The sequence below is a fragment of the Curtobacterium poinsettiae genome, assembly GCF_025677645.1.
GTDB classification, from domain to species: Bacteria; Actinomycetota; Actinomycetes; order Actinomycetales; family Microbacteriaceae; genus Curtobacterium; species Curtobacterium poinsettiae_A.
On the sequence record NZ_CP106879.1, the window covers coordinates 2491361 to 2509558 of the forward strand.

The window sequence follows — 18198 nt, forward strand, 5'->3', positions numbered from 1 at the left end:
GCCGCAAGACCGGTCCGTCGATGACGACGAGGAGCACGGTGACCTTCACAGCCCCGATCCAGCTGCCCGGCCTGACGCTCGACCCGCAGTGGTACAAGCGCTCGGTCTTCTACGAGTGCATGATCCGGTCGTTCGTCGACTCCAACGGAGACGGCATCGGCGACATCCAGGGCGTGATCGGCAAGCTCGACTACCTGCAGTGGCTCGGCGTGGACGCCCTGTGGCTGCCGCCGTTCTTCCAGTCGCCGATGCGCGACGGCGGGTACGACATCTCCGACTACCGCGCGATCCTGCCGGAGTTCGGCACGCTCGACGACTTCCGCGAGCTCGTCACGAAGTCGCACGAGCGGAACATGCGCATCGTGATCGACATGGTGATCAACCACACCAGCGATCAGCACGAGTGGTTCCAGCAGTCCCGCGAGGACCCGAACGGCCCCTACGGCGACTTCTACGTCTGGCGGGACACCGACGAGGACTACTCGAACATCCGCATCATCTTCGTCGACACCGAGGAGTCCAACTGGACCTTCGACCCGGTCCGACGCCAGTTCTTCTTCCACCGCTTCTTCTCGCACCAGCCCGACCTGAACTTCGAGAACCCCGCGGTCATCGAGGCGATCTACGACGTCGTCCGGCACTGGCTCGACATGGGCGTCGACGGGCTCCGGCTCGACGCGATCCCGTACCTGTTCGAGTCGGAGGAGGGCAACGGCGAGGGCGAGCCGGAGACCCACGAGTTCATCAAGAAGCTCCGCGCGATGGTCGACGACGAGTACCCCGGCCGTGTGCTCCTGGCCGAGGCCAACCAGTGGCCGCGCGAGACGGCGGCGTTCTTCGGCACCGACGAGGAGCCCGAGTGCCACATGGCGTTCGACTTCCCGGTGATGCCGCGCATCTTCTACTCGCTCCGCGCCCAGCACGCCGCCGAGCTCAAGGCGATCCTGTCCGAGACCCTCGACGTGCCGGCCAGCGCGGCGTGGGGCGTCTTCCTCCGCAACCACGACGAGCTCACGCTCGAGATGGTGAGCGAGGAGTACCGGCAGGCGATGTACGGCTGGTACGGCTACGACCCGCGGATGCGCTCGAACATCGGTATCCGTCGTCGCCTCGCGCCCCTGCTCGACAACTCCCGCGCCGAGCTCGAGCTCATCCACGCGCTGCTGTTCTCGCTGCCCGGTTCGCCGTTCCTGTACTACGGCGACGAGATCGGGATGGGCGACAACATCTGGCTGCCGGACCGCGACTCGTCGCGCACGCCGATGCAGTGGACGCCCGACCGCAACGCGGGCTTCTCCACCGCCGACCCGGGCAAGCTCTACCTGCCCGTCGTCCAGTCGCTCGTGTACAACTACGCGCAGGTCAACGTCGAGGCGCAGCTCGCCCAGTCGCGTTCGCTGCTGCACTGGGTCCGGAACGTCATCCACACGCGCAAGGCCCACCCGGTGTTCGGCCTCGGCTCCCTGCACGTGCAGGAGACCTCGAACGACTCGGTGCTCGCCTTCGTCCGCTCGTGGGAGGGCTCCGGCCAGCAGTTCGGCCCGTCCGCCGAGGACGTCCTGTGCGTGTTCTCGTTCGCGACGAACCCGACCTCGGTCACGGTGTCCGCTCCGGAGTTCGCGGGGCGTCCGCTCTACGACCTGTTCGGCGGCGGCTCGTTCCCGTCGTTCGACGAGGACGGCAACGTCACGCTGACCATGGGCACGCAGTCGTTCTACTGGCTCCACGTCGGCGCGCCGACCCGGTAGCCGGGGGTGTCGGTGCGTCCCGTTAGCCTGACCGCGTGACGTTCCCCACTGCACAGCTCGACGCGCCCGCTCCGTCCCAGGACCTCACCGGTCGGCCCTGGTGGCACGCGCTGGGCGTCTTCGACCTCGAGACCACCGGGGTCGACGTCGAGACGGCCCGGATCGTCACCGCCCACGTCGGGCTCATCGACATGACCGGGGCCTCCATCGTCGAGGGCGCCTGGATCGCCGACCCCGGCGTCCCGATCCCCGAGGGTGCCGCCGCCGTGCACGGCTACACGACCGAGCGTGCCCAGGCCGAGGGGCGTCCCGCGGCCGAGGTCGTGGCCGAGATCATCGCCGCGATCGAGGCTGTGTTCGCCCGTGGCATCCCCCTCGTGATCTACAACGCCCCGTACGACCTCACCGTCCTCGACCGCGAAGCGAAGCGGCACGGGTTCGCCTCCCCCGTCATCGGCAACGTCGTCGACCCGCTGGTGATCGACAAGGCACTCGACACCTTCCGCAAGGGCAAGCGCACGCTCGAGGCCGCGTCGGAGCTCTACGGCGTCACACTCGACGACGCGCACGACGCCGGTGCCGACGCGATCGCTGCCGGGCGTGTCGCCCAGGCCATCGCGGGCAAGTACCCGGACGAGCTCGGCATCTCCGCCGAGGAACTCCACCGCAAGCAGGTCGGCTGGTGCGCCGAGCAGGCCACCTCGTTCCAGGACTACATGCGCAAGAAGCGCGACCCGACGTTCACCGCCGACGGCCGCTGGCCGCACCGCAACGGCGCTTGACCCCGCACTGCCCCCTCGCAAAGCACCGGTGTTCGCGCGCCGAACACCCGCAGAACGCGGTGTGACGTGCCAACACCGGTGTCTTGCGTCCCTGGGTCAGGGGCAGCTGGAGACACCGCACAACGCGAACGGGCGGCCCTCCCGGAGGAGGACCGCCCGTGGGCGTTGCGTGGGGCTGCTTACTTGCTGAAGCCCTTGAAGCGCTGGTTGAACTTCTCGACGCGACCGGCCGAGTCGAGGATGCGCTGCTTGCCCGTGTAGAACGGGTGCGAAGCGGACGAGATCTCGACGTCGATGACCGGGTAGGTCGCACCGTCGAGCTCGATGGTCTTGTCGCTGTTCGCGGTCGAACGCGTCAGGAACGTCTCACCGGAGGCCAGGTCGCGGAAGACGATGGCGCGGTACTCGGGGTGGGTGTCGGTCTTCATGGAGATTCCTCGATAGCGGTGGTGGGATTGCGCGAACTGCGCGGGAAGTCGTCGGCTTGCGCCAGCCGTCCACGATACCAGAGAGACGGCGGGATCGCAGCGCTACGCGGCGCGTGCCGTGTAGCGACCGGCGTCCTTGGTGACCGAGAGGCCGATGCCGAACGCCTCGGTCAGGGTCTGGTCCGTCAGGACCTCGTCGATGGGGCCTGCGGCCTGCACGTGGCCGTCGGCGAGGACGAGCGCGTGGGTGAAGCCGGCCGGGATCTCCTCGACGTGGTGGGTCACGATGACGATGGCCGGCGAGTCGGCGCTCTGGGCGTAGCCGCCGAGGGTGCGGACGAGGCTCTCGCGGGCACCGAGGTCGAGCGACGCGGCCGGTTCGTCGAGGAACAGGATCTCCGGGTCGGTCATCACGGCACGTGCGATCTGCACGCGCTTCTGCTCGCCATCGCTCAGGTCGCCGAACGTGCGGTCGGTGAAGGACCCCAGGCCCCACTCCTCGAGCACGCGCTGCGCACGGCGGACGTCGAGCTCCTCGTACTCCTCGTTCCAGCGACCCGTGACCGAGTAGGCCGCGGTGAGCACGACGTCGATGACCTTCTCGGTCACCGGGATGCGACGGGCCAGCGCGGTCGACGCGAAGCCGATGCGCGGGCGGAGCTCGAACAGGTCGGCACCGCCGAGTTCGGTCCCGAGCACCTCGACGTCGCCGGAGGTCGGGAACGTCTGGGCACCGGCGACCTGCAGCAGCGTCGTCTTGCCGGCACCGTTCGCGCCGAGCACGACCCAGCGTTCGTCGTCCTGCACCTCCCACGAGATCGCGTCGAGGATGGTGGCCCCGTTGCGGACCACGGAGACGTCTGACAAGCGCACGACCGAGGGCATGCGACCAGCCTACGGGTTCTGGCCGAGCACCCGGTCGTAGACCTGCCGTGTCCTGGTGGCGATCGCGTCCCAGGTGAACTCGGTCTCGACACGGAGCCGTCCGGCGCGTCCCATGAGCTTCGCCAGCCCCTCGTCGGCGAGCACCTCGGTGAGGGTCGCGGCGAGGTCCGCCACGAAACGGTCGGGGTCGGTCGGGGTGCCGGTGCCGTCCTGCACCTGGTCGATCGGGACGATGCGGCCGGTGAGCCCGTCGGCGACGACCTCGGGGATGCCCCCGGTGCCGGTGCCGACGACGGGGATGCCGCACGCCATCGCCTCGAGGTTCACGATGCCGAGCGGCTCGTAGACCGACGGGCAGACGAACACGGTGCCCGAGGACAGCACGTTCACGATCTCCTGGTGCGCGAGCATCCGGTCGATCCAGACGACGCCTTCACGTTCCGCGCGGAGGCCCTCGACGAGCTCGGTGACCTCGGCCAGGATCTCGGGGGTGTCGGGCGCGCCGGCGCACAGCACGATCTGCACGTCCGACGGCAGCGACGCCACGGCGCGGAGCAGGTACGGCAGGCCCTTCTGGCGGGTGATCCGTCCGACGAACACGACGCTCGGGCGCGTCGGGTCGATGCCGAGGGCGCGCACGGCGTCCTCGTCGACGGTCGGCTTCCACGCGTCGATGTCGATGCCGTTGTAGACGACGTGCACCTTCGCCGGGTCGATCGACGGGTACGAACGCAGGATGTCCGCACGCATGGCCTTCGAGACCGCGATGACGCCGTCGGCGTGTTCGAACGCCTCGCGCTCCATCCAGCTGGACAGGCGGTAGCCGCCGCCGAGCTGCTCGGCCTTCCACGGACGGAGCGGCTCGAGGCTGTGGGCGGTCACGACGTGGGGGATGCCGTAGGTGAGCTGCGCGATCCGGCCCGCGGAGTTCGCGTACCAGGTGTGCGAGTGCACGAGGTCGGCACCCTCGACGTCGGCCGCGATGGCCACGTCGGTGCCGAGGGCCTGCAGCGCGCCGTTCGCCTGGCCGAGGCCGTCCGGGGTCCGGTAGCCCCACACGTCGGGTTCGTCACGGAAGGCCCCGAAGGCCCGGACACGGACTTCCGTGTCCGTTCCCGACCGCAACGCGGCGGTGAGTTCGGACACGTGGACACCCGCTCCGCCGTAGACCTCCGGCGGATACTCCCTGGTCAGCAGATCGACTCGCACTGGTTCAACGTAACCGGTTCCCAGTGCTGACGCCTACTGTGAGCGGCATGGCACCAAAGAAGGTCTTCGGCATCGTGCTCGCCGGCGGCGAGGGCAAACGACTCATGCCGCTCACGGCCGATCGCGCGAAGCCCGCCGTCCCGTTCGGCGGCAACTTCCGTCTCATCGACTTCGCACTGTCGAACCTGGTCAACTCCGGTCTGCAGAAGATCGTCGTCCTGACCCAGTACAAGTCGCACAGTCTCGACCGGCACGTCGCGGAGACGTGGCGCATGGAGGGGCTGCTCGGCTCCTACGTCGCGTCCGTCCCCGCGCAGCAGCGGCTCGGCAAGCGCTGGTTCGCCGGCTCGGCCGACGCGATCCTGCAGTCGCTCAACCTGCTGCGCGACGAGCGACCCGACATCGTGGTCGTCGTCGGGGCGGACCACGTGTACCGGATGGACTTCCACCAGATGGTCGAGGCGCACATCGCCTCCGGCCGCAGCGCCACGGTGGCGGCGATCCGTCAGCCGATCGGGCTCGCCGACCAGTTCGGCGTGATCCAGGTGGCTGACGACGACCCGACGAAGATCGAGGCGTTCCTCGAGAAGCCGAAGGACGCCGTCGGCCTGGCCGACTCCCCCGGCGAGATCCTGGCCTCGATGGGCAACTACGTGTTCAACGCGGACGCGCTCGTCGACGCGGTCCTGCGTGACGGCCAGCTCGAGACGTCCGCGCACGACATGGGCGGCGACATCGTCCCCGACTTCGTCAACCGCGGCGACGCCGGCGTGTACGACCTGCAGCGCAACGAGGTCCCCGGTTCCACCGACCGCGACAAGTACTACTGGCGCGACGTCGGCACCATCGACTCGTTCTTCGACGCCCACATGGACCTCATCGCGCCGGTCCCGGTCTTCAACCTGTACAACCAGGACTGGCCGATCTTCAACCAGCAGACGAACCTGCCGCCGGCGAAGTTCGTCCGCGACGCCAACGGCAACACCGGGTCCACGGTGGACTCGCTCGTGTCGCTCGGTTGCCTGGTGTCGGGTGCGCAGGTCGAGCGCAGCATGATCGGGCCCTGGTGCTCGATCGACTCCGGCGCGAAGGTCCTCGACTCGATCGTGTTCGAGCGCGCCACCATCGGTGCCGGGGCGATCGTCAACCGCGCCATCCTCGACAAGGACGTCGTCCTCGCGCCGGGTGCGCAGGTGGGCGTCGACCGCGAGGCCGACGAGGCGCGCGGGTTCACCGTCACCGAGTCGGGCATCACCGTGGTGGGCAAGGGCGTCCGCGTCGACGCCTGATCCGTCACCGAGTCGGGGCTCCGCCCATGGGTCGGCAAGGGCGTCCGCGTCGACGCATAAGCAGACACCCGGGGCGCAGCCCCGGACGGACGGCCTGGAGGCACGGCTCGCGTCACGGACGCGGCCGTGCCTCCGTCAGTCGGTACCGTTGGTGCGTGCCCCGCTTCCTCGTCGTCCTCGATGCCGATTCCACCCTCCTCGAGGACGAGGTGATCGAACTGCTCGCCGACAGCGCCGGGACCCGGCCACAGGTGGCGGCGATCACGGAGCGCGCCATGCGCGGGGAACTCGACTTCGCCGAGAGCCTCCGGGAGCGTGTCGCGACCCTGGCGGGCCTCCAGGCTGACGTCTTCGTCCGCGCACAGCAGGCGGTCCGTGTGACGCGGGGCGCCGACCAGCTCGTCCGCGCGGTGCACGCCGCCGGCGGCACCATCGGCGTGGTGTCGGGCGGGTTCCACGAGGTGCTCGACCCGTTCGCCGAGCAGCTGGGCCTCGACCACTGCCGGGCGAACCGTCTCGAGGTCACCGACGGCGTGCTCACCGGCCGTGTGCTCGGCGACGTCGTCGACGCGCACGCCAAGGCCGTCGCGCTCCGCGAGTGGGCGGACGCGGACGGGGTCGACCCGGCACGGACGATCGCGATCGGCGACGGCGCGAACGACCTCGAGATGATGCGCGTCGCGGCGCTGTCGGTCGCGTTCGACGCGAAGCCGCGCGTGCGCGAGCAGGCCGACGTCGCGGTCGTCGACCGTGACCTGTCCGCCGTGCTCGCGACGCTCGGCCTGCGCGGCTGAGCCGTCCGGGGGCTAGTGCCCCATCCCGAGGCCACCGTCGACCGGGATGATCGCACCCGAGACGTACCCGGCACCGTCGCTCGCCAGGAACAGCGTGGCGTCTGCGACGTCGTCGACCGTGCCGTAGCGGGCGGCCGGGATCGCCTTCTTGAACTCGGCCTGCAGCTCGTCGGAGAGTGCGGCGGTCATGTCCGTCTGGATGAAGCCGGGCGCCACGACGTTGGCGGTGATGCCGCGCGAGCCGAGCTCACGCGTGATCGACCGGGCCATGCCGACCAGGGCGGCCTTCGAGGACGCGTAGTTGACCTGGCCGATCTGGCCGTAGGCGCCCACGACGCTCGACATCAGCACGATGCGGCCGAACCTGGCCTTCATCATGCCCTTCGTCGCGCGCTTGACGACGCGGAAGGTGCCCGTGAGGTTCGTGTCGACGACGCTCGTGAAGTCGTCCTCGGACATGCGGAGGAGCAGCTGGTCGTTCGTGATGCCGGCGTTCGCGACGAGGACCTCGATCGGACCGAGCTCGGCCTCGACCTGCGTGAACGCGGCGTCGACGGAGGCCGTGTCGGTGATGTCGGCCTGTACCGTCAGTGCGCCCTCGGGGCCACCGTGGCCGCTGCGCGACGTCACGGCGACCCGGTGGCCGGCCGCGACGAACCGCTCGGCCAGCGCGTGGCCGATGCCGCGGTTGCCGCCGGTGATGAGGACGGTACGGGGGGTGCTCATGGTCGCTCCGTTCGGTGGGATCTGCTCGGCACGCGGTGCCGGGGACCCGGCGGACACGCCCGGACGAGCGTACCGGAGCGGACCACCCCGCCGGTTCGCGCGCGGCGCACCCACGATCGGTCCGGCGGGATTAGGCTTGACCACGGGTAGACGGAGACCATCTGTATGAAGAGCACGCACACGAGCATCACGTCGCTGCCGGACACACCGGAGCAGGACCGGGCGCACCGCCTGTCCCGCTACGTCTGGCAGATGGCCGTCCGAGTGGTCCTCTTCATCTCCGCGGTGCTCGTGTACTCGATCTGGCACTCGTGGCTGGCGGTCATCCCGATCGTCCTGGCCGCGGTGATCCCCTGGGTCGCGGTCGTCATCGCGAACGCGGGCAGCCGGACCGAGAGCGACATGATCTCCCCCGCCGGGTCCATCGAGCTCTACGACGCCGTCGACCCGCGACTCCGCGAACAGCAGGAGGACGCCCGGGCCCAGGCCTACCGCGACGAGCAGGACCGCCTCCGCCAGCAGGCGCAGCACGCGCAGGACGAGTGGCAGCGCAACGGCGACCGATCGAAGATGTGGGGACCCCGCTGATGGGTGCGACGTTCGACCTGCAGACCGAGCCCGGATCCACCCCGGTGTGCTCGCGAGCCGGGTGCGTGTCGACGGCCGGGTGGCGTGTGAACTGGCGCAATCCCCGGATCCACGCGATCGACCGCGTGAAGATCTGGGCCGCGTGCGAAGAACACCGTGACTTCCTCGCCGACTACCTCCGCTCCCGCTCGTTCCCGGTGCGCGTCACCGGGATGCACGAGGACGTCGATCACCTCGACGACGAGCGCGAGTCGACCGCTGCGCCGAAGAACGACGTCGGGGTGCGCTCCACCGGCACCTCGCGATGACCGACGGCTTCGACCCGCAGTCCCGGTACGGCCGCAAGCACGCCGCGAAGCTGCAGCGCGCATCCGCGGGTTCGGGCGCTCCGGCGCAGCAGCACGACCCCGACGAACCCTTCGTCGGCTGGCGCTTCGTCCGGAGTCGCCGCTGGCTCGGCTACTTCGCGATCGCGGTCGCCTTCGCCATCGTCTGCGCGTTGTTCGGCATGTGGCAGTGGGACCGCCGCAACGAGGCCGTCCGGCAGAACGAGCAGGTCGCGCAGAACTACGACCACACTCCCGTCCCCGTCGACCGGGCGCTGCCGAAGGCCTCGAGCTGGCAGGACGAGCAGGAGTGGCTCCGGGTCTCCGTGACCGGTCGCTACGACGTCGACTCGCAGCTGCTCGTGCGCAACCGCGTGCACAACGGGCAGCCCGGGTTCGAGGTCCTGACGCCCCTGGTCACGTCCGAGGGCCGCGCCTTCATCGTCGACCGCGGGTGGGTGCCGACCGGCAACGCACAGGACGCCCCCGACCACGTGCCGGCTCCCCCGTCCGGCGAGGTGACCGCGATCGTCCGCCTGCAGCAGAGCGAACCGCGTATCCCCGGCCGCTCCGACCCGAAGGACACCGACCAGGTGCAGTCGGTGACCCTCGCCGACGTGGCGGACAAGGTCGACGACCCGATCTGGACGGGCGCCTACGGGCAGCTCGCCTCGGAGTCCCCCGCCCCGACCGAAGCCCGCCCGCTCGGCTGGGAGCGTCCCAATGCCGACACGGGGCTGCACCTCAGCTACTTCATCCAATGGTTCCTGTTCGCCGCCGGGGGCTTCGGCTTCTTGGCGTACGTGATGGTGCAGGAGTACCGGAACCTCAACCAGGACGACCCGGAGGAGCGCGAGCGCGCCCTCGAGCGCGAGCGTCGCAAGAACGCGAAGCCGAAGACCGACGCCGAGATCGAGGACGAGCTCATCGCGTCACGTCGCTGACGCGTGCGCCTGCGCGTGCGCCTGTGCGCGTCGCCAGTGCGCCGTGCGCACCTCGCGACCCGTGCGCGCTTCGGCGCACCGTGCCGCGCCACAAGCGGGCACCCAGCAAGCAGCGCCGCAGCGGACTGCGGACGCGGCACCGTGCGGACGGGAGGCACGGCGCACGACCGGTGCCGCGCCTCCAGGCCGTACCGTGCCCACCTCGCGGCCCCGTGCGCGCTTCCGCGCACCGTGCCGCCCCACAAGCGCGCACCCAGCACGCAACACGCAACACGCACCGGACCGGACCGCGAACGCCGCGCCGTGCGGACGGGCCTCGCCCGACCGCACGCGCGGCAACTAGGCGAGCTCGATGAGCTCCGCGTAGTCCTTGTTCCAGTGGTCCTCGGTGCCGTCCGGCAGCAGCAGCACCCGCTCGGGATTGAGCGCCTCGACCGCTCCGGCGTCGTGGGACACCAGGACGACCGCACCCTCGAAGCCGGCCAGGGCGTTGAGGATCTCCTCGCGCGACGCCGGGTCCAGGTTGTTCGTCGGCTCGTCGAGCAGCAGGACGTTCGCGCCGGAGACCACGATCATCGCGAGCGACAGACGTGTCTTCTCGCCACCGGACAGGACGCCGGCCTTCTTGTAGCCGTCGTCGCCGGTGAACAGGAACGACCCGAGCACGCGACGGGCCTCGGTCTCGTTGAGGTCGGTCGACGCCGACACCATGTTCTCGATCACGGTGCGGTTGACGTCGATGTTCTCGTGCTCCTGCGCGTAGTAGCCGATGCGCAGGCCGTGGCCGGGCTGGATCTCGCCGGTGTCGGGCTGGTCGGCGCCCGCCAGGATCCGCAGCAGCGTCGTCTTGCCCGCACCGTTGAAGCCGAGGATGACGACGCGCGAACCGCGGTCGATCGCCAGGTCGACACCCGCGAAGATCTCGAGCGACCCGTAGGACTTCGACAGGCCCTCGGCCATCAGCGGCGTGCGGCCGCACGGGGCCGGGGTGGGGAAGCGGATCTTCGCGACCCGGTCGGCGACGCGCTCGTCCTCGAGGCCGGCGAGCAGCTTGTCGGCACGCGCGACCATCTGGTGGGCTGCCGCGGCCTTCGACGCCTTGGCGCCGAACCGGGCGGCCTGGTCCTTGAGCGTGGCGGCCTTCTTCTCGGCGCCTGCGCGCTCCTTGCGGCGGCGCTCCTCGTCGGCGACGCGTTGCCGCTGGTAGAGCTTCCAGCCCATGTTGTAGATGTCGATGGTCTGGCGGTTGGCGTCCAGGTAGAAGACGCGGTTCACGACCTCGTCGACGAGCTCGACGTCGTGGGAGATGATGATGACGCCACCGGGGTAGGTCTTCAGGTGCTCGCGGAGCCACACGACGGAATCGGCGTCGAGGTGGTTGGTCGGCTCGTCGAGGATCATCGTCTCGGCGTCCGAGAACAGGATCCGGGCGAGCTCGATGCGCCGCCGCTGACCGCCCGAGAGCGTCTTGAGCTGCTGGTCGAGGATGCGGTCCGGAAGCTTGAGGTTCGAGGCGATGGAGGCCGCCTCGGCCTCGGCTGCGTAGCCACCGAGCGCGTTGAACTGGTCGTCGAGGCGGCTGTAGCGGCGCATCGCCTTCTCGGCAACGGCCGCGTCGTCACTCGCCATGTCGAGGGTCGCAAGCCGGATGCCCTCCACGAGCTCACCGAGTCCACGGGCGTCGAGGATGCGCTTCCGCGCCGTCTCCTCCGGGTCGCCAGAGCGGGGGTCCTGGGGCAGGTAGCCGATCTCGCCGCCGCGCTCGATCTTGCCGCCGGTGGGCTGCGTCTCGCCCGCGAGGGCCTTGGTCATCGTCGTCTTCCCCGCGCCGTTGCGGCCGACGAGTCCGATCTTGTCGCCCTTCTCGACACGGAAGGACACGTCCTCCATGAGGAGACGAGCTCCGACGCGGATCTCGAGTTCGTGCACGGCAAGCACAGTGGACGTCCAATCAGTTGGTGGGTTTGCACAACGGTGTGTGCGTGAGGTGCACCGCTACGCTGACGGGACCGATGGTTCCGAACGGAACCAGCAGTCCATTCTAGGAGAATCCATGACGAACGCCACCGGGTTCGCTCCCCGCGCAGTCCTCGCCGACCGTCTGCGCACGCACGGGCTGGCCACCGACGCCGCCCTCGTCGCCGGCGGAGCCCTGTTCACCGCCGCGATGGCGCAGCTCGAGGTCCCGATGTGGCCGGTCCCGATCACCGGGCAGACGCTCGCCGTCGTGCTCGTCGGCGCGACGCTCGGCGCACGTCGCGGCATGCTCTCGCTGCTCGTGTACGCCGTCGCCGGACTCGCGGGTGCCCCGTTCTTCGCCGACATGCAGGGCGGCCTGCAGGCCCTGGCCCTGCCGAGCTTCGGGTACGTCATCGGCTTCATCCCGGCCGCCGGGCTCGTCGGCTGGCTCGCGCGCCGCAACTGGGACCGCCACGTCGGTCGCGCCGCGGTGGCGATGCTGCTCGCGAGCGCCATCCCGTTCGTGACCGGCCTGCCGTACCTGGCGGTGGCGCTCGGCCAGCTCGGCGCCCCGAACGACGTCCAGTCGGTGCTCGCCGCCGGCCTGTACCCGTTCGTCATCGGTGGCATCGCCAAGGCATTCATCGCGGCCGGCATCCTGCCGCTCGCGTGGAAGGCCGTCGGCCGCCGCTGACGCCGCGCACGAGAACGGCCCCGCACCCGATCGGTGCGGGGCCGTTCTGCGTCCGGTGCGGGCCGGCCCTCGGTGCGGTTCGGGTGGTTCGGGCGGTTCGCCGAGATCGCGGGGCACGCCCCGTGCGCGACCCGCCGGTCGGTCACGACTCCCCGTCACCCGAACGCCGGGTGGTCGCGTTCTGTCGCCTGGACCGCGGCCAGCCGACAGAACGCGACCACTCCGCGAACGTGGGCGGGCGGTCCCGACCGATCGGCGGCGCGCCCCGCGCGTGGCGTGCGCACAGACGGACGGGAGGTCCGGTGCCAGCTGGCACCGGACCTCCCGTCCGTCAGGGGGTCGTGACTAGATCGCGAACCCGAGGGCGCGCATCATCTCGCGTCCGTCGTCGGTGATCCGTTCCGGACCCCACGGCGGCATCCAGACCCAGTTGATCCGGAAGGCGTCCACGATGCCGTCGAGGGCGTTCGCGGTGTCCCCCTCGATGACGTCGGTCAGGGGGCAGCCCGCGCTGGTGAGCGTCATGCTGATGACGAGCGCGTTGGCATCGTCGTCCCAGGCGAGGTCGTAGATCAGACCGAGGTCGACGATGTTCACGCCGAGCTCCGGGTCCTGGACCTCCTTCAGGCCCTCGACGACCTCGTCGAACTTGTCGGGAGCGAGTGCGGCGATCATCAGGCCTGCGCCTCGGCGGCAGCGGCCTGCACGTAGCGGTCGTAGCCCTCGTTCTCGAGGCGGTCGGCGAGCTCCGGGCCGCCCTGCTCCGCGACCTTGCCGGCGACGAACACGTGCACGAAGTCCGGCTTGATGTAGCGGAGGATGCGCGTGTAGTGCGTGATGAGCAGCACACCGAGGCCGGTCGCGGCCTTGGCGCGGTTGACACCCTCGGAGACGATCTTCAGCGCGTCGACGTCGAGGCCGGAGTCGGTCTCGTCGAGGACGGCGAACTTCGGCTTGAGGAGCTCGAGCTGCATGATCTCGTGGCGCTTCTTCTCGCCACCGGAGAAGCCCTCGTTGACGTTGCGCTCGGCGAACGACGAGTCCATCTTCAGGTCGGCCATCGACTGACGGAGTTCCTTGATCCAGCCACGGAGTGCCGGAGCCTCACCGTCGATCGCCGTCTTGGCGGTGCGCAGGAAGTTCGACACCGTCACGCCCGGGATCTCGACCGGGTACTGCATCGCCAGGAACATGCCGGCACGGGCGCGCTCGTCGACGCTCATCGCGAGGACGTCCTCGCCGTCGAGGGTGATCGTGCCTCCGACGACGTTGTACCGGGGGTGCCCGGCGATCGTGTACGCCAGGGTGGACTTGCCGGAGCCGTTCGGCCCCATGATCGCGTGGATCTCGCCCTCGTTGATGGTGAGGTCGACACCCTTCAGGATCTCCTTGGTGCCCTGGTCGGTGTCGATCGAGACCTTGAGGTCACGGATTTCCAGAGTGGACATTGCGTTCCTTCGGTTGCAGCTGTGTGCGGCGTCAGCCGCGGGAAGTGTTGGTGTGCTCAGTCGACCGGGACGACGTCCTGCACGTCGACGTAGACGTCGCCGTCGCGGACCTCGACCCGGAAGACCGGGACGGGCTCGTAGGCCGGGAAGTTCTGCGGCTTGCCGGTGGTCAGCGAGAAGCGGGACCCGTGGGCCCAGCACTCCAGCGAGTCACCCTCGACGAAGCCCTCGGCCAGCGAGATGTCGCCGTGCGTGCAGGTGTCGCCGATGGCGTGGACCGTGCCGGACGAGTCCTTCACGATCGCGACCGCCGTACCGTCGACGACCACCCGCATCGGGCTGTCCACCGCGATGTCGGCTTCGGCGCAGACCTTCTCGGCCATCAGGCGGTGGCCTCCGCGCCATCGGCCCGCGGGGCGGCAGCCTGTGCGTCGCCCGCCTCGGCCGGTGCGGCGATGACCGAACGGCCCTCGGCCAGCTCCTGCTCGACCGCGGCGATGAGGCGTTCCTCGAGCTCGGGCGCACCGATCTTCTGGATGACCTCGACCAGGAAGCCGAGCACGACGAGACGCCGGGCTTCTTCTTCCGGGACGCCGCGGGACTGCAGGTAGAACAGCTGCTCGTCGTCGAAGCGACCGGTCGCACTCGCGTGCCCGGCACCCTCGATGTTGCCCGTCTCGATCTCGAGGTTCGGGATGCTGTCGGCACGGGTGCCGTCCGTCAGCACGAGGTTGCGGTTCTGCTCGTACGAGTCGGTGCCGTCGCCGGCGCGGCCGATCAGGACGTCACCGATCCAGACGGTGTGCGCGCCCTGGCCCTGCAACGCGCCCTTGTAGTTGACCCGACCGCGCGTGTTGGGCGCGTCGTGGTTCACGTAGACCTGCTGCTCGATGTACTGGCCGGCGTCGGCGAAGTACACGCCGTACATCTCCGTGTCGGCGCCCTGCGCACCCAGGTGGGTCGAGGGGTTGACCCGGATGACGTCGCCGCCGAGCGAGACCACGACGTGCTTCAGGAACGCGTCGCGGCCGACCTCGGCGAAGTGCGTCGCGACGTGGACGGCGTCGTCGTCCCAGTCCTGCAGGCTGACGACGGTCAGTCGCGAATTCTGCTGCGCGACGATCTCGACGTTCTCGCTGAGCAGGGCGCTGCCGCGGTTGTCGAGCACGACGATGCCCTGCGCGTTCGGCTCGGCCGTGATGACCGTGTGTGCGGCGCGGGGCTGCGACCCGAAGTCGGAGCGGGTCACGGTGATGAACTCGTGTGCCTCGGTGGCCTTGATCGTGATCGCCAGCACGGCGTCGCGCGCGCTCCAGGCCGCGGCCGAGGCGCGGTCCTCGGGCAGCCCAGCGGAGCCGACGCGGGGGTCGTCGCTGCGGCCCCATTCGACGTCGGCACCCTCGGACTGTCGGGCGAGGTACGGGTAGGCGGATCCGTCGAGTCCGCCGTCCAGCAGCGGCTGGAGCTTGGCGAGCGGTGCGAACTTCCAGTTGACCTCTCGGCCGGTGACCTTCGGGAACGCCTCGACGTCGCCGGACTGGAACCGCTCGGAGCGGGTCTGGACCGGCACCTTCTTGTCGGGGGCGTCCCAGCCGCCGTCGGAGTGGGCTCCGGCGCCGTGCTGGGTGCCACCCTGCGCTGCGGCAGCGGGCTCGATCGGCTGGTCGATGTGGGGAGGGGTGGTGCTGGACATCTAGCCGACGGATCCTTCCATGCTCATCTCGATGAGCTTGTTGAGTTCGAGTGCGTACTCCATCGGGAGCTCGCGGGCGATCGGCTCGATGAAGCCACGGACGATCATCGCCATCGCCTCGTCCTCGGCCATGCCGCGGGACATGAGGTAGAAGAGCTGCTCCTCGCTGACACGCGAGACCGTCGCCTCGTGTCCCAGCTGCACGTCGTCGACACGGATGTCGATCGCCGGGTAGGTGTCGCTCCGGCTGATCGTGTCGACCAGCAGGGCGTCGCAGCGCACGGTGTTGGCGGCGTGGTGTGCGGCCGGGTCGACCCGGACCTCACCGCGGTAACCCGCACGACCGCCACCACGGGCGATCGACTTCGACACGATCGACGACGTCGTGTACGGCGCCATGTGGATCATCTTCGCGCCGGCGTCCTGGTGCTGACCCGGGCCCGCGAAGGCGACGGAGAGCGTCTCGCCCTTGGCGTGCTCACCGGCGAGGTAGATCGACGGGTACTTCATCGTGACCTTGGACCCGATGTTGCCGTCGATCCACTCCATCGTCGCGCCCTCGTGTGCGATCGCACGCTTGGTGACGAGGTTGTAGACGTTGTTCGACCAGTTCTGGATCGTCGTGTACCGAACGCGGGCGTTCTTCTTGACGATGATCTCGACGACGGCCGAGTGCAGCGAGTCGGACTTGTAGATCGGGGCGGTGCAGCCCTCGATGTAGTGGACGTACGAGTCCTCGTCCGCGATGATCAGCGTCCGCTCGAACTGGCCCATGTTCTCGGTGTTGATCCGGAAGTACGCCTGCAGCGGGATCTCGACGTGGACGCCCTTCGGGACGTAGACGAACGAGCCACCGGACCAGACGGCCGTGTTCAGCGCGGCGAACTTGTTGTCGCCCGCCGGGATCACGGTGCCGAAGTACTCCTCGAACAGCTCCGGGTGCTCACGGAGCGCCGTGTCGGTGTCCATGAAGATGACGCCCTGCTGCTCCAGGTCCTCGCGGATCTGGTGGTAGACGACCTCGGACTCGTACTGCGCGGCGACACCGGCGACGAGGCGCTGGCGTTCGGCCTCGGGGATGCCGAGCTTCTCGTAGGTCGCACGGATGTCCTCGGGGAGGTCTTCCCACGACTGCGCCTGCTTCTCCGTGGAGCGCACGAAGTACTTGATGTTGTCGAAGTCGATGCCCGTCAGGTCGGCGCCCCACGTCGGCATCGGCTTGCGACCGAAGAGCGACAGCCCCTTGAGGCGGTTCTTCAGCATCCACTCGGGCTCGTCCTTGAGGTTCGAGATGTCGGTGACGACCTCTTCCGAGATCCCACGACGGGCGGAGGACCCTGCCGAGTCGGAGTCGGACCAGCCGAACTCGTATTGGCCGAGCCCTTCGAGCTCGGGACGGTCGATGAGCACGTCGGACATGGTCTCCTCGTTTCCTTCTCGCGGGACAGCGTTACAGGTGTCAACCCGTGGCGTCTGGACGCCATTCCACCGCGGACCGCTGACATGCGGACCCGGTGCTGCTCCCTCGCAACGACAATGGTTCCACGCAGTCCGTGGAGTGATCGGCGATCTCGGCCCATTCGGAGCCGGCGCCTGCCTAGACTTGACTGCTGCTGAACCCTCGAATCCTACAGGTTCACTGCACGGAACAACAGGAAGGCACCACCCTCGTGACACGCGTCGGATCCCCCGTCGAGCAGGATCTCCGGACCGGACGGTGGTGGTCGCTCCCCCGCGTGGTCGACCGTCGCGTCGTGGCGCTGGCCTGGGCGTCCTTCGTGGTCGAGGTCGTGCTGATCGGCACCGGAGGGCTGGTGCGCCTCACCGCCTCGGGCCTCGGATGCCCCACCTGGCCCAAGTGCACGGCGGATTCGCTGGTCTCCACGCCGGAGATGGGCATCCACGGCATCATCGAGTTCGGCAACCGCCTGCTCACCTTCGTGCTCGTGATCGTGGCCGTCGCGATGTTCCTCGCGGTCGTCCGGATGCTCCGCACGCGCCCCGAACTCTTCTGGCTCGCGTTCGCTCAGGGCGTCGCGATCCCCGTGCAGGCCGTCATCGGCGGCATGAGCGTCTGGACGAACCTGAACCCCTTCGTGGTCGGGCTGCACTTCGTCGTCTCCGCCGCGCTCACCTCGGTGACCGCTGCGCTGGTCTACCGGACGACGCACGGCCCGCGCACCGCCCAGCGGCTCGTCCCCGGCTGGTACACGGGTGTCGTCCGCGGCACCGTCGCCGCCGTGGTCGTGACCGTGCTCGTCGGCATCCTGACCACCGGCAGCGGCCCGCACGCCGGAGCCGACGCCGCGGTCGACGGTGGGCGTCTGCACCGCACCGGATTCGACCCGGCGGTCATGGAGCACGTGCACGCCTGGCCCGCGTACGCCCTCTTCGCCCTGACCCTGGTGCTCGTCATCGGAGCCGTCCGCCTGCGCCGACCGAGCAAGTGGCCGCTGCTGCTGCTCGTCGTCGAGTTCCTGCAGATCGCGGTCGGCCTCACGCAGGCGCGCACGGGCCTGCCCGTCGGACTCGTCGGCACGCACATGGTGCTCGCCGGGCTGCTCGTCGGCGCGGTGACCGCCGTGGTGCTGTCGACGCGGGCCTCGGCCGGCCGAGACGCCGTCCGGGAACCACTCGACGCCTGACGCCCGGGCGCGTCGCGCGCTCGACACCCGTTCTCCGACA

At 69.5% G+C, this 18198-nt stretch carries 19 protein-coding genes; 9 read left to right on the forward strand and 10 right to left on the reverse strand.

Annotated features, from left to right (window positions below):
* Positions 1–38: 38 nt before the first annotated feature.
* Both treS and OE229_RS11990 read left to right on the forward strand, forming a co-directional pair.
* A complete protein-coding gene (gene treS / locus OE229_RS11985; protein WP_262138186.1) occupies positions 39–1748 on the forward strand; it encodes a maltose alpha-D-glucosyltransferase in 1710 nt (569 codons plus the stop codon).
* 35 nt (positions 1749–1783) lie between these two features.
* On the forward strand, positions 1784–2530 hold the full coding sequence (locus OE229_RS11990) for a 3'-5' exonuclease (RefSeq protein WP_111223637.1): 747 nt from the start codon (positions 1784–1786) through the stop codon (positions 2528–2530).
* Between the two features lie 179 nt (positions 2531–2709).
* Here OE229_RS11990 and OE229_RS11995 read toward each other — a convergent pair whose 3' ends face one another.
* From OE229_RS11995 to glgA, 3 genes are all read right to left on the reverse strand, one after another.
* Positions 2710–2958, reverse strand: a complete 249-nt coding sequence (locus OE229_RS11995) for a type B 50S ribosomal protein L31 (protein ID WP_017887280.1) — start codon at positions 2956–2958, stop codon at positions 2710–2712.
* Positions 2959–3060: 102 nt separating this feature from the next.
* On the reverse strand, positions 3061–3843 hold the full coding sequence (locus OE229_RS12000) for an ABC transporter ATP-binding protein (RefSeq protein ID WP_259577906.1): 783 nt from the start codon (positions 3841–3843) through the stop codon (positions 3061–3063).
* Positions 3844–3852: 9 nt separating this feature from the next.
* Positions 3853–5052: a glycogen synthase gene (glgA, locus tag OE229_RS12005; protein WP_259577908.1), complete on the reverse strand. Its 1200-nt coding sequence runs from the start codon at positions 5050–5052 to the stop codon at positions 3853–3855.
* 47 nt (positions 5053–5099) lie between these two features.
* On the opposite strand from glgA, the gene OE229_RS12010 reads away from it, so the two are divergent.
* Entirely contained in the window at positions 5100–6341 is a 1242-nt protein-coding gene (locus OE229_RS12010; RefSeq protein ID WP_259577910.1) for a glucose-1-phosphate adenylyltransferase, read from the forward strand.
* A gap of 155 nt (positions 6342–6496) precedes the next feature.
* Positions 6497–7135: a phosphoserine phosphatase SerB gene (gene serB, locus OE229_RS12015; protein ID WP_262138189.1), complete on the forward strand. Its 639-nt coding sequence runs from the start codon at positions 6497–6499 to the stop codon at positions 7133–7135.
* A 12-nt stretch (positions 7136–7147) separates the two neighbouring features.
* Here serB and fabG read toward each other — a convergent pair whose 3' ends face one another.
* Positions 7148–7861 carry a 3-oxoacyl-ACP reductase FabG gene (gene fabG / locus OE229_RS12020; RefSeq protein WP_259577913.1) on the reverse strand — a complete coding sequence of 238 codons (714 nt, stop codon included), beginning with the start codon at positions 7859–7861 and terminating at the stop codon, positions 7148–7150.
* Positions 7862–8026: 165 nt separating this feature from the next.
* Between fabG and OE229_RS12025 the strand changes: the two genes are divergently transcribed.
* The 3 genes from OE229_RS12025 to OE229_RS12035 are packed head-to-tail and all read left to right on the forward strand — an operon-like array spanning position 8027 to position 9719.
* Positions 8027–8449, forward strand: a complete 423-nt coding sequence (locus OE229_RS12025; protein ID WP_182065070.1) for a DUF3099 domain-containing protein — start codon at positions 8027–8029, stop codon at positions 8447–8449.
* Positions 8449–8757, forward strand: coding sequence for a hypothetical protein (locus tag OE229_RS12030; RefSeq protein ID WP_371830589.1), 309 nt, complete (start codon positions 8449–8451; stop codon positions 8755–8757). Before OE229_RS12025 ends, OE229_RS12030 begins: the two co-directional genes overlap by 1 nt.
* Positions 8754–9719: an SURF1 family cytochrome oxidase biogenesis protein gene (locus OE229_RS12035; protein WP_262138190.1), complete on the forward strand. Its 966-nt coding sequence runs from the start codon at positions 8754–8756 to the stop codon at positions 9717–9719. Before OE229_RS12030 ends, OE229_RS12035 begins: the two co-directional genes overlap by 4 nt.
* Before the next feature lie 339 nt (positions 9720–10058).
* Here the strand turns inward: OE229_RS12035 and OE229_RS12040 are convergent, their stop codons facing one another.
* Positions 10059–11657 carry an ABC-F family ATP-binding cassette domain-containing protein gene (locus tag OE229_RS12040; protein WP_182065072.1) on the reverse strand — a complete coding sequence of 533 codons (1599 nt, stop codon included), beginning with the start codon at positions 11655–11657 and terminating at the stop codon, positions 10059–10061.
* A gap of 115 nt (positions 11658–11772) precedes the next feature.
* Between OE229_RS12040 and OE229_RS12045 the strand changes: the two genes are divergently transcribed.
* The gene (locus OE229_RS12045) at positions 11773–12372 is read left to right on the forward strand and encodes a biotin transporter BioY (protein WP_262138191.1); all 600 of its coding nucleotides are present in this window, start codon (positions 11773–11775) and stop codon (positions 12370–12372) included.
* A 345-nt stretch (positions 12373–12717) separates the two neighbouring features.
* Here the strand turns inward: OE229_RS12045 and OE229_RS12050 are convergent, their stop codons facing one another.
* Genes OE229_RS12050 through sufB form a run of 5 tightly spaced genes read right to left on the reverse strand, consistent with a single transcriptional unit; the run spans position 12718 to position 16932 of the window.
* Positions 12718–13047, reverse strand: a complete 330-nt coding sequence (locus OE229_RS12050; protein WP_017887270.1) for a metal-sulfur cluster assembly factor — start codon at positions 13045–13047, stop codon at positions 12718–12720.
* Positions 13047–13820 (reverse strand): Fe-S cluster assembly ATPase SufC, encoded by a 774-nt coding sequence (sufC, locus tag OE229_RS12055; protein ID WP_071244730.1) that lies wholly within the window; start codon positions 13818–13820, stop codon positions 13047–13049. Before sufC ends, OE229_RS12050 begins: the two co-directional genes overlap by 1 nt.
* A gap of 56 nt (positions 13821–13876) precedes the next feature.
* The gene (locus OE229_RS12060) at positions 13877–14203 is read right to left on the reverse strand and encodes a non-heme iron oxygenase ferredoxin subunit (RefSeq protein ID WP_371830590.1); all 327 of its coding nucleotides are present in this window, start codon (positions 14201–14203) and stop codon (positions 13877–13879) included.
* Positions 14203–15513 carry a Fe-S cluster assembly protein SufD gene (gene sufD, locus OE229_RS12065; protein ID WP_182065073.1) on the reverse strand — a complete coding sequence of 437 codons (1311 nt, stop codon included), beginning with the start codon at positions 15511–15513 and terminating at the stop codon, positions 14203–14205. The genes OE229_RS12060 and sufD overlap by 1 nt, the downstream gene beginning before the upstream one ends.
* On the reverse strand, positions 15514–16932 hold the full coding sequence (gene sufB / locus OE229_RS12070) for a Fe-S cluster assembly protein SufB (RefSeq protein WP_071403757.1): 1419 nt from the start codon (positions 16930–16932) through the stop codon (positions 15514–15516). It lies immediately after the preceding gene.
* A gap of 251 nt (positions 16933–17183) precedes the next feature.
* On the opposite strand from sufB, the gene OE229_RS12075 reads away from it, so the two are divergent.
* On the forward strand, positions 17184–18158 hold the full coding sequence (locus OE229_RS12075; RefSeq protein ID WP_259577928.1) for a COX15/CtaA family protein: 975 nt from the start codon (positions 17184–17186) through the stop codon (positions 18156–18158).
* Positions 18159–18198 lie beyond the last annotated feature (40 nt).